The sequence below is a fragment of the Gemmiger formicilis genome (assembly GCF_016901605.1).
Classification (GTDB): Bacteria; Bacillota; Clostridia; order Oscillospirales; family Ruminococcaceae; genus Gemmiger; species Gemmiger formicilis_B.
In genome coordinates this window covers 1-11,326 of record NZ_JACJKP010000096.1, presented here as the reverse complement: position 1 = coordinate 11,326, position 11,326 = coordinate 1, and the positions used below count along the sequence as shown (strand labels likewise).

General features: G+C 46.8%; 10 protein-coding genes and 1 pseudogene. 6 read left to right on the top strand and 5 right to left on the bottom strand.

Features of this window, described 5'->3' with window-relative positions; translation table 11 throughout:
- The 6 genes from H6B10_RS08755 to H6B10_RS08730 all read left to right on the top strand — a co-directional run.
- Positions 1-566 (top strand): sugar phosphate nucleotidyltransferase (locus tag H6B10_RS08755; RefSeq protein WP_204651247.1); only part of this gene is annotated, 566 nt, incomplete at its 5' end.
- Positions 563-1,975, top strand: a complete 1,413-nt coding sequence (locus H6B10_RS08750) for a Gfo/Idh/MocA family oxidoreductase (protein WP_345941725.1) — start codon at positions 563-565, stop codon at positions 1,973-1,975. The genes H6B10_RS08755 and H6B10_RS08750, both read left to right, overlap by 4 nt.
- A 29-nt stretch (positions 1,976-2,004) precedes the next feature.
- Positions 2,005-2,835 carry a LicD family protein gene (locus H6B10_RS08745; protein WP_204651246.1) on the top strand — a complete coding sequence of 277 codons (831 nt, stop codon included), beginning with the start codon at positions 2,005-2,007 and terminating at the stop codon, positions 2,833-2,835.
- A 14-nt stretch (positions 2,836-2,849) separates the two neighbouring features.
- On the top strand, positions 2,850-3,818 hold the full coding sequence (locus H6B10_RS08740) for a glycosyltransferase (RefSeq protein WP_204651245.1): 969 nt from the start codon (positions 2,850-2,852) through the stop codon (positions 3,816-3,818).
- A gap of 80 nt (positions 3,819-3,898) precedes the next feature.
- Positions 3,899-5,209 carry a 6-hydroxymethylpterin diphosphokinase MptE-like protein gene (locus tag H6B10_RS08735; protein ID WP_204651244.1) on the top strand — a complete coding sequence of 437 codons (1,311 nt, stop codon included), beginning with the start codon at positions 3,899-3,901 and terminating at the stop codon, positions 5,207-5,209.
- 100 nt (positions 5,210-5,309) lie between these two features.
- The gene (locus tag H6B10_RS08730; protein ID WP_243427327.1) at positions 5,310-5,876 is read left to right on the top strand and encodes a cytidylyltransferase domain-containing protein; all 567 of its coding nucleotides are present in this window, start codon (positions 5,310-5,312) and stop codon (positions 5,874-5,876) included.
- Between the two features lie 125 nt (positions 5,877-6,001).
- Here the strand turns inward: H6B10_RS08730 and H6B10_RS08725 are convergent, their stop codons facing one another.
- The 5 genes and pseudogenes from H6B10_RS08725 to H6B10_RS08705 all read right to left on the bottom strand — a co-directional run.
- Entirely contained in the window at positions 6,002-7,747 is a 1,746-nt protein-coding gene (locus tag H6B10_RS08725) for a hypothetical protein (RefSeq protein ID WP_204651242.1), read from the bottom strand.
- Between the two features lie 27 nt (positions 7,748-7,774).
- Entirely contained in the window at positions 7,775-9,433 is a 1,659-nt protein-coding gene (locus H6B10_RS08720) for an acyltransferase family protein (protein WP_204651241.1), read from the bottom strand.
- Between the two features lie 22 nt (positions 9,434-9,455).
- Complete coding sequence (locus tag H6B10_RS08715) at positions 9,456-10,187, bottom strand: ABC transporter ATP-binding protein (RefSeq protein ID WP_204651240.1); 732 nt, start codon at positions 10,185-10,187, stop codon at positions 9,456-9,458.
- Between the two features lie 4 nt (positions 10,188-10,191).
- Positions 10,192-10,977 carry an ABC transporter permease gene (locus tag H6B10_RS08710; protein ID WP_204651239.1) on the bottom strand — a complete coding sequence of 262 codons (786 nt, stop codon included), beginning with the start codon at positions 10,975-10,977 and terminating at the stop codon, positions 10,192-10,194.
- 12 nt (positions 10,978-10,989) lie between these two features.
- Positions 10,990-11,326 (bottom strand): annotated as a pseudogene (locus tag H6B10_RS08705) (hypothetical protein); the annotation flags it as partial.

Sequence of the window (11,326 nt, the reverse complement as noted above, 5' to 3'; positions counted from 1 at the left end):
CCTTTGACCTGGCCGCCAATTCCATGAAGGTGCTCAACAGTTCGGCTGAGCCCTGGAAGGTCACGGTGGTGGATACCGGCCTGGATACTATGACGGGTGGACGAGTCAAGCGGATTCAGCCTTATGTGGGCAACGAGCCGTTCATGCTTACTTATGGCGACGGAGTTTCCAACATTGACCTTCGGGCGCTGGAACAATACCACCGCGAGAAGGGCCGAACCGTGACCCTTTCCTGTTACAACGTGGGCCAGCAGTTCGGCGTACTGGATGTAGGCGGCGACGGCGCCGTGACGGGGTTCCGGGAAAAGCAGGATGTAGATGGCAACCTGATCAACATCGGATTCATGGTATGTAATCCCGGTATATTTGATTATATTGAGGGGGATCAGACGGTACTGGAAAAAGAGCCCATGGCGGCCCTTGCCCGGGATGGACAGCTGCAAAGCCGTCACCATAGCGGGTTCTGGAAATGCATGGACAATATGCGGGACCGCCGCCAGCTGGAAGCACTGTGGAACAGTGGCCAAGCCCCCTGGAAAGTCTGGGAAGAGGAAGAGAAACAATGAACGATATCCAAACCAACCATATTGCAGAACCGGCGCCTTCCAAAAAGGGACCGCTGAAAAAGGTCATCACCTATGGTTCCTTTGATTTGTTCCATGAAGGTCACTACCGCCTGCTGGAGCGCGCCAAAGCTTTGGGCGATTATCTGATCGTCGGCGTAACCACGGAACAATACGATGAATCCCGCGGGAAGCTGAACATTGTGGACTCTCTGGCCGACCGCATTGAACATGTACGCAACACAGGCTTTGCCGATGAGATCATTGTGGAAGACCACGTTGGTCAAAAGGTAGAAGATATCCAAAAATATAACGTTTCCATCTTTGCCGTCGGCTCCGACTGGGAAGGCAAGTTCGATTACCTGCAGGATTACTGCCAGGTGGTCTATCTGGAACGTACCAAGAACGTTTCCTCTACCCTGATGCGTCTGAAAAAGACCCCCATTATCCGTATTGGCATCATCGGCACCGGCCGCATTGCCCAACGCTTTGTGCCGGAAGCCAAATATGTCAGCGGTGTTACTGTACAGGGCGTTTACAATCCGAACGGTCAGCACGCCATGGATTTTGCGGATCATTTTTCTTTGGAGATCGGCACTGATAATATCCAGCAGTTTTTCGACGAAGTGGACGCTGTCTATATTGCTTCGCCGCATCAGACCCATGCCGACTATGTGCGGCAGGCCCTAGCCCACGGCAAGCATGTTTTGTGCGAAAAGCCCCTGGCCTTTTCCGCTGCCGAAGCACGGGAACTCTATGCCATGGCCCACGATGCCAACCGCATCCTGATGGAAGCCATCAAAACCGCCTATTGCCCGGGCTTTGCCCAGCTGATCGGCGTGGCTCGAAGCGGTATGATCGGCAGTATCCGGGATGTGGAGGCCGCTTTCTCCCGCCTGACGCCTCAGGGATTGCGGGAATGGAACGATGCCACCTACGGCGGTGCCTTTACGGAGTTTGGCAGCTATACCCTGCTGCCCGTCTTCAAACTGTTTGGCACCGAGTATGAATCACTGCGTTTTGACAGCATTCTGGCCCCCAATGGCGTAGACTCCTATACCAAAGCATCCTTCCGGTTTTCTCGTGGTCTTGCCACCACCAAAACCGGCATCGGCGTCAAAACCGAAGGCCAGCTGGTCATTGCCGGCACCAATGGTTATATTCTGGCCAAATCTCCCTGGTGGCTGACCCGCTCTTTCGAAGTCCGCTATGAGGATCCCAACCGCAAAGATGAGCACTATGTCAATTTCCTGGGCGATGGACTGCGCTACGAAATCAGCGATTTTGCCTACCAGATCGCCGGCTATCAGGGCCGCGCTTTCAAACTGCTGGAAAGCGAATCTGTAGCAATGGCCGGCGTACTGGAACGGTTCATCAAAGAACGGCAGGAACGGACTGCTCACAAATTTTAATTTTCCCCTGCGAAAGGATGTTTCCCTGCATGATCCAATTAGACCAGACCACCTTGCGCAATCTGCAGCTGACCGAGCTGGAGCTGTTGCAGGAAGCAGACCGCATCTGCAAAAAATGCGGCATACGGTATAATATCATTGCCGGCACTCTGCTGGGCGCCGTGCGGAATGGCGGTTTTATCCCCTGGGATGACGATGCCGACATTGCCCTGCTGCGGCCGGAGTATGAAAAATTCCGCGAGGCCTGCAAGACAGAACTGGATACCAGCCGGTTTTATTTTCAGGATCACACCAACACACCCGGGTACCGCTGGGGCTACGGAAAATTGCGCCGCAAAGACACATTGTTTTTACGGGAACACCAGGAGCACATGCCCTACGAGCAGGGCGTTTTTATCGACGTCTTCCCGCTGGATGCCGTACCGGAAAACAAACTGCTGCGTACCGTACATAATTTTCATTGCTTCTGCGTACGCAAGATTTTTTGGTCAGCAGTAGGCCGCAAAGCAGATAAAAGCCCTGCTATGCGTGCCTGGTACAGCCTGCTTTACCGTATTCCCGAAAAAACGGTATACGGCCATTATGACCGAATGATTCAGGCCGCTGCCCACCGTAAAAATGCCACCTGGGTGCGAATTCTGACGTTCCCCACGCCCAACAAAGTGTACGGCTATCGTAAGAAATGGTACGAGCACAGTGCCCCCATTCAGTTTGAGGGCGTAACTTTTGACGGCATCCGGGATTATGATGCTTACCTGAGCTTCAAATTCGGCAATTATATGGAACTGCCCCCCGAGGCCCAGCGCAAGGTACACCCGGTCAGCGATATCCGCGTGCCCGACTGGGCTACCGTGAAGTGAGGTTAAAAGAGCATATGAAGACCCCCAACGGAAAAATTTCAGTTGTTCTTGCCATTTATAACGTGGCCCCTTATTTGCGGCAGTGCCTGAACAGCATTGTAAACCAGACCTACCGCAATCTGGAGATCATCTGTGTAGATGACGGTTCCACTGACGAAAGCGGTGCCATCTGTGATGAATACGCGGCACAAGATGCTCGTGTTCACGTGATTCACCAGAAAAACCAGGGCGAGCCATTTGCACGCAATGCTGGGCTGGATACGATTTCCGGAGACTATGTCTATTTTGCGGATGGCGATGACTGGCTGGAGCTTGACATGCTGGAAACGCTTCATGATATGATGGACGAAGACCACGGTGTGCAGATCACCCAGTGCAGTTATTCTTTCGATTACCCGGACCATTGCCAACCGGCTGTAAATCATCTTCCCGTACCGGAAACACCTCTGGGCATGCGGGATTTTCTGTATTATATCTATCGCCGAGACGAATACCGCGGGGTTGCAAGTTATTTATGGAGCAAATTGTTTCTTGCCGACTATTTTGACGGAAAGCGCGCTTCTTTTCGCTTTCTTACTTCCGTTAACGTGGGCCATGATGTTCTCTTGGCTGCGCAACTGTATCTGCTTTCCGATAAAACCCATTATACGGCACGTTCCCTATACCATTATCGCCAGCAGGATAGTTCCGCCATGCACAGCATGGATCGCCGCCTAAAATGCCTGGGCTCCCCCATCGCATATGAAAAGGTCATTCAGCTATTTGAAGCTAATGGAATCAGTGATGATGTTCTGAACTATGTCAAGCGCTTTTATGTATATCACTGCGCCGTCTTACTGGAATACGCACGCAAAGTCGGGGACATCGAGAAAATTGTCATCCTGAAGGAAAAAATCCAACCTTACACGGAAATTTATCAAAAAACAAACACAGACCATCCGGAACGGTATATATGGCTAATGAATCTACTAAACGGTGCATAAAAAGCCATTGCAATGATAATCGCTCGTAGAGTCGTCTTTGTTTTCTCACCGTTGCTTTGCTCAATAAAGGAGACCAATCTATGGAAAAATATTATATCTGGGGTGCTGGACTTAAGGGTTCCCGCATGTTGAACAACCTGGGAAAAGAAAAAGTACTGTCCTTTATTGATAACAGTGTTAAGTTGCAGAATTCTAAGGTAGACGGTATCCCTGTCATTTCTTTTGAAACATACCTGTCCCGAAAAGACAATCGATACATCATCGTCACACCTTTTAATGATTCTGAAATAATTGCTCAGCTGGAAGCCAGTGGTGTTTATACCTATTTTCGCATTATGGATTGTCCCGCGCATCTTCATTCGGGATATCCTCATGTCATCGATAACTCTGACATTTTTCCCCACATTCCCGATGGTCCCGTTTTGGTATATGGCTTCGGACTGTATGCAGCCTTATTGCTAGACTATTTTCGTCAACAAAACTGTACACAAATTTTCTGGGCATCTCAAAAAGGTTGCGCCGAAGAGTTTATCCCGTCGTTTATGAAAACTTTCGGGCCTCTTCTGTCTCCTCCCCAACAATTTTCCGGTACGGTTTTCGCTGCACTGCCAGAGCTGGGCGATGAAGTTCGCCGCCTTTATCCCCAAGCCAAGTTTGTAGATGCTTCTCTTGAATCTGCATATGCAATCATGAAAGTTCCGTTTCCGCGTCTAACGGAATTCGATAATCTCCATGCGGGCAAACGATGCTTTATCGTTGCCACTGGTCCCAGTCTAAAAATTCAGGATCTGGACGTGTTGCACGCTCACCACGAATACTGTATCAGTTTAAATCACATCTATAAAGCTTTTGGAAAGACCGCATGGCGTCCAGATTACTATATGTGCGGCGACACAATGTTGATTCGAGACTATGCGCAAGAGATTCGAGACATGGAGGTTCCGGTAAAATTTATAGCATGGAATTACCCACCGTTCTGGGATACCCAGGTTCCAGATAATATTTACCCATTTTTGGAATGCCGATACGAATATTGGACGCAGGAACCTCCATTCAACAGCAACTTTCCTTACGGTGTCTTTACAGGCTATTCGGTCACCTATGTTTGTATCCAATTCGCCGTTTATGCCGGCTTCTCGGAAATTTATCTGATTGGCTGTGATCACAATTATGCCGCCCCACAAACCGGTGCTGCTGGTAATCACTTTGTTAAAGACTATCAGGAAAAAAAGGTGAACACGCCTGCTTACCAAAAGGACAAAGTAGAGTTGGCCTATCGCTCGGCACGCCAGTATTGCGACACTCATGGCATCAAAATTTACAACGCCACACGCGGCGGAAAACTGGAAGTTTTTGAGAGGGTAGACTTCGATTCTCTCTTTGCAAAGTAACCACAGGGAGAATGGATATGATCAAAGCACTGATTGCCGTGCGCTCCAATTCCACCAAAATCGTCAACAAAATATCCATCCGTTTTCGGGCAGCAACTTACTGGAAATCAAAATCCGCCAGCTGAAGCGGATTTCCCTTTTGGATGGAATTGTAGTCAACTCCAATGATCCTTCCATGCTGGAGTTCGCCGCTTCGCTGGGCTGTGAGGCAGTACAGCGGGACCCGTACTACGCTTCCAACACTGTTTCGATGAGCGATGTATACCGTAACATGGCTGAAAATATGGATTGCGATACCATTGTGTATGCCAACGCGACCACCCCTTTGCTCAAGAACGAAACCTTGTATAAAGCTATTGAAACCTACCAGCAAAACAAAGGCAAACACGATTCCCTGAACAGTGCACATCTGATCAAAGAATTTTTGTTCCGTGATAATCTGCCCATCAATTACGACCTGCGCCATCAGCCACGCAGCCAGGACCTGCCGGATATTGCGGCATTGAACTTTGCCATCAATATTTTGGAGCGCCAGACCATGATCGAGTGCAAAAATGTGGTAGGATATTGTCCCCTGATTTACACCATCGATGAAGTAGAAGCCACCGACATTGACAACCCGCTGGACTTTGAATTTGCGGAGTTTGTCTACAAAAAAGGTTTATAAAAAGAATCCCCGGCTGTTTCAGCCGGGGATTCTCTGTATTATTTCATCAATGTAGCTTTTGTGTCCCGTGCATGTTGAAGTTCGGATTCGAAATTTCGGGCAACCCCATTTCAGACTTCTTATTATTAAAAATCCACAGTATTAATATCTGTAACCGTAAGTCCAGAATCACCTTTTTCGAAAGCATAAATCCAGAAGTTGTTGTCCTTAACCCCCTGCCCATATTCCGTATATTGAGCCGTGTTTCGATCACAAATCACATAGTCACTTCCATTTATATATACAGGAGAAAAAACCAGTACATAATTTTTGTTAGTCAAAAACAATTTGTAATCATCTACATACAGAACCGCTTCGGAATCGAGCATTTCGTTCGGCATTTTTTCATAATTATGGATTCCTACCGCGTTTCCTTGATTGAAAGCATAATTTATATAGTGACCGTCGTCAATGAACAAGACACTTCTCTTGATAAAAGCATCTGTTGAATAAATTGTTCGAATCGGTTCACCATCAGAAATATAATTTGTATCAAGCAATGCTTCTATATTTTCTAGATGCTTGTAATCATCCAGCTGTACGTTTGCAATTCCGGCATTCATCACTTGAATTCCCAGTACCAGTACACACAGCGCCGATATAACCACCCTAGTCCCGATTCGGTTCAATCTTTTTACGATACCATATACCAAAAAAGAAACCAAAAAGCAAGAAGCAAAATACAGAAAATAGGTTACCGGTACAGCTTCAAACCCTTTTCCTGGCCCCACGTTCCCTTGATACATAGTAGAAAGCGCTAGCGGGAGAGCTGGAAGCACCATATAAAGCAATGCCGTAAAAACAATCAGTATATTCCGCCACCCAAGAACTCCCTTCGTTTGGTTTTGCCTTGTCTCCGACATTTGGTGCTTTGCATGCCGAAAAAGGCCAAAAAGTAAAATAGCCAAAAGAAGCGCAATCAGAATTGCACACACCACGTTACCTATATGAAGAGGGGACACGGAAGTTAAAACTTTAGATGAGAACAAATACTGTGTTGTTTTATTAAAGAGCAACCAATACCCCGGAATCGCCGAAACAAACAGCCAGAACAGAACCGGCAGAATCACCTTGGGGGACAAACTGCCGAAAGTATTTCCTTGATATTCGGACGGGAATAATGTGTTGACACCCTTGTAAAGCAACAAAAATAAAACTGCCACAACGCCAAAGGCAATTACATTTATAATCAGTTCTTTAGAGCGAGAAAAACCTTTTTGAATCAAGTAAATCAGCAAAAACAAAGGCGTATAGGTGACGAAAAGTTCATACGTTGTGCATACCGCAAAAAATGCTGCCAACGCCGCAACCATCCAACGGATTTTCCCGCTTTTGAGATAATTCTGATACCATGCCAGCGATAGAATCAAAAGTGCTACAGAAAAATTATATTCATTAATAAAGGTCTGCGGCACGGTTGGTTCCCAGGTGATGGGCAAAAACACCAACATACATAAAAAGCAGAAAACAGATAGTGTTTTATTGGCAAACCATTTATAGGTCAACCATCCAAAAAGGCACATGTCCAGGAGGATCGTTAAAATTGGAATAACACGAAAGGCCACCTGGCTCTTTCCCACAAAGTCCAAATACATAGCTGCTGGCACAAGCCAGGAAGACAGCGCTCGCCCTTTGCTGTGAACCTGCATATCAATAATCTCACGTATGAAATATAGCGGTCCTCCCATGCTCAACGCTCGTCGCTGCACTTGGTCATTGCACATTATTCCTTGAGTCCACCAAGGAATAATGACCAGCGCCAGCATGATTCCAAAAACCAGCAACCACCAACGATACTGTCTAAACCATCGCTTACCGTTCCATTGACTCATCTTCCTCTTCTCCTTTACAAACTCGCGTTATTCCTGTGCCAAAGAAGTAGCAACAAACGCCAGTTCTCTACTGTCTCCATTGCTAGAAGGATATACAAAATCACACTCTATCTGTACCAAGTAAGAACCTGATTCAGCAAAAATTACCGATAGCATAAAATTATTGTCCTGCAAGGTTATCGAATCAGCAGTTTTTCCATTTACCGTAACCGTAATATGCTGTGTTCCTGTAATAGTCCCCGGATAGTATCCTTCAATAACCAAAGTATCTCGTAAAGAGACTCTGCATTCCAATTCCGACTGAGGCATCACCCAGTCATCTTCGTATCTTCCCTCTGTCCACGTCACATAATCTCCATCAGCTAACAATTGAATAAACCTAATTGGGCTGCCAACACCACTTTGCACATAAAGTACTATCCCTGATAGCACAATTACCAACAGTGAAAATAAACTTACTGCAACAACGCGGTGTTTCACCAAACGTCGCAGCTGACTTTGATATTTACAGTTCCATTTTTCGGTAATGGTCGCAAGCTTCTTACAGGCTTTCTTTTCCGAAATAGCACAATATATTTTTTGAGAACATTCTTTTTGCTGCCCAACACAAACACGCAATATTGGGATCGATTTGAAAATCTGCCAGAATACCAAACTACCAACAAGCGAAAAGACCGTAATAGGCAACCAATATCGATTTCCCATTTCAGTAGGTGGAACGACTGCAGTAACATCTTCCCATGGAATTGCACCTGTTGCTGAAGCAAAAATCAAAGTAATTTTAATCATTAAAAAATGAAAAATCACAATGCCCAATGTATTTTTTCCCACAAAGGCAACCCATCTTTGAACCCATTGTGGTGCAAACTGCAGAAGAATTGCACAATTCCAAATAAATACAATGCCGTTCACTGCAGCAAGAACTTCCCAAAAAGGTTCATGGAAATTTCTCGAAGGCCAATCCACTAGTGTAATTCGACAACAGCCAAAATACCAAAAAACAACAGCATTTATAAGAAACGATGCCAGATGGAATTTCACTTTTATTTTTCCCGGCTGTGCTGCAGAATAGGGACACTTTTTAAACAATGCACCCGCCGAATAGTAAAAATTTCCCAAGAAGACAAGATCCAACCGGAAAGGCCCCACTGCCAAAGTATTTCCGCATTCGATCATCCAGTATCCCATTAGGAACAAAAAGACGGCTATTCCAGCGTATCCCAGACCTTTCTGCCCGCCCAAGAGTAAAAGTATAGCCTTTTGCAGGAGAATAATTCCCATTAGAACAACTACAAACCAGCATGCCCCTAAAAATGGGCTGCCACAGTTTCCTTGTACCACAAAGTCTCTCAACCGTACCCAAAATCCCGGGAATGTACCACGATAAATAAGACTGTACCAATTATTATGTACAAGAAAGGTATCCATTCCGCTGAAAAGGACCAAAAAAGTAAAAAGCGGGAGCCAAAGAGAAAAGAATTTGTCTATAACCAGTTTTAACCAACTTTTATTTTCCGTGGTATCCAAATAGCCAGATGCAAAAAAGAAAGCTGCCATATGGAACTGATAGATATAAGGATTAAAAAGCCCCGTTGCGTGGCCTAATACTACCAAAACAATAACAAGGCCCTTATAGTAATCAATCCATGCAATACGAACTTTCTTCTGTATCGCTACTTCCGGCATCTTTGCGATTCCCCTTTCACCATCACTGCATAAACTCCTGATACCGGTCCAGTACCGGGTCGGTCTCTCCGATTTCTTTGATCAGGCCGTCATGCATCCACATGACGCGGGTGCACAATTTGCGCAGCGTTCCAATATCATGGGAGACGATCAGCACCGTGCGGTTGTCGTCCAGAATCAGTTCCTGCATCTTCGCAAAGCTCTTTTTGCGGAAATGCTCGTCACCGACGCTGAGCACCTCGTCCACCAGCAGGATATCAGTTTCCAGCATGGCGGTGATGGCAAAGGTCAGTTTGGAGTACATACCGCTGGAATAAGTGCGCACCGGGCGGTCAATGAAATCCCCCAGCTCGGAGAATTCAATGATCTCCTGCATCTTATTGTGGGTATATTCCGGCGTATAGCCCAGCAGCATCCCGCTGGTCATGATATTTTCCCGGCCGGTAATCTCCGGCTTGAAGCCGACGCCGATGCTCATCAGGGAAACACGGCCACCGGGAGTTTCGATGGTGCCGGAATCCGGCTGGAAAATCCCCGCCACTGCTTTGAGCAGTGTAGATTTGCCGCTGCCGTTACGTCCAATAATACCGAGGATTTCCCCTTTTTCCACGTTGAAAGAAATTCCACGGACTGCGTGAACCACATCAGCTTTTTTCAACGCATTAGGGTTCATAATGCTCTGGTGGATCGAAATGTGCGCCAGATTGCGATAATCGATGCACAAATCCTTCACCGAAACTGCAACATCTGCCATAGGATCACACCACCTTTACATAGCTGTTTTCATATTTGTAAATCGTGCGCACCCCCACCACACACAAGGCGATGGAGATGATGGCCCAGTCCAGCAGCACACGCAGGTCCGGCATAATACCATACAACAAGGCACCGCGCATGGACGAAATAAAGAAAGCCATCGGGTTCAGGTTGGCCAGAATCTGACCGAAGGGCGCCGCTACCGTCGTGGCAATATCGTTAAAGACACCCGACATGAAGAACATCATGTTGATCAAAATGGCAATGGCATACCCCAGGTCATCAATAAAGACGCCAAAGTGCAGCAAAATGGTTGAGCAGCCAAAGGCAAAAATAAACATAATCAAATAGACAAAAATAGCCACAAAAATCATGGGCGTGAGCGGAACCTGGAACACCAGCATCATCGCAGCCAGGATGCACAACGCAATGGCCAACTTAATACCATTGAGCAGCATATTGGAAATCAACAGCGTAAACTTCGGCACATAAACCTTGGTAACAATATCCCGGTTCATGCGTACACACTTGATACTATAGGTCACCGTGCGGCTGAAGAAATTCCACATCAACAACCCGGAATAAATAAAGACCGGATAATACTGCTGGTTGCTGCCGAATACCGAACCGAACACAAAGGTATACACCAACATGTTGCACAATGGTTCCAAAATCCACCACACCCAGTTCAGGTAGGAGTTGGCCACCTCGGCTTTCAAGTCCGTTTTGGCAGAATACCAGCAAAAATAATTATACTTGCGCAAATCTGCAAGAAAACGTTTCAACATACTTTCCCCCTGTCAGTCCAGGACGTGTTCGGGATAGCGCTTATCTTCGGGCGGCAAACGCATATAATCCCCATAGAAAAACGTCAGATATTCCTTGTATTGTTTGGGCGCATTGAACATATGGTCCTGGATGGGCAGCGGCGTGCCCTCGGCAAACCATTCTTTTTTCAAGCGCTGCTGAATACAGAAAATGTAGCCGTTTGAGGTGAAATAATTCTCACTGTGGGGATGCAGCTCACAGGAGCAGCAGACCAATTCATAGGCCCACAGGATCAGTTTGAGCGGCAGATGGCGCCCGATGTCGGAGAGCACCTGTACCCGTTTGCGGGTGATATCGGGGTGATTGGCG

Coding starts and splice junctions, on each gene's coding strand:
- H6B10_RS08745 (WP_204651246.1), top strand. CDS start 2,005: ATGATCCAATTAGACCAGACCACCTTGCGCAATCTGCAGCTGACCGAG.
- H6B10_RS08715 (WP_204651240.1), bottom strand. CDS start 10,187: ATGGCAGATGTTGCAGTTTCGGTGAAGGATTTGTGCATCGATTATCGC.
- H6B10_RS08710 (WP_204651239.1), bottom strand. CDS start 10,977: ATGTTGAAACGTTTTCTTGCAGATTTGCGCAAGTATAATTATTTTTGC.
- H6B10_RS08740 (WP_204651245.1), top strand. CDS start 2,850: ATGAAGACCCCCAACGGAAAAATTTCAGTTGTTCTTGCCATTTATAAC.
- H6B10_RS08720 (WP_204651241.1), bottom strand. CDS start 9,433: ATGCCGGAAGTAGCGATACAGAAGAAAGTTCGTATTGCATGGATTGAT.
- H6B10_RS08750 (WP_345941725.1), top strand. CDS start 563: ATGAACGATATCCAAACCAACCATATTGCAGAACCGGCGCCTTCCAAA.
- H6B10_RS08735 (WP_204651244.1), top strand. CDS start 3,899: ATGGAAAAATATTATATCTGGGGTGCTGGACTTAAGGGTTCCCGCATG.
- H6B10_RS08725 (WP_204651242.1), bottom strand. CDS start 7,747: ATGAGTCAATGGAACGGTAAGCGATGGTTTAGACAGTATCGTTGGTGG.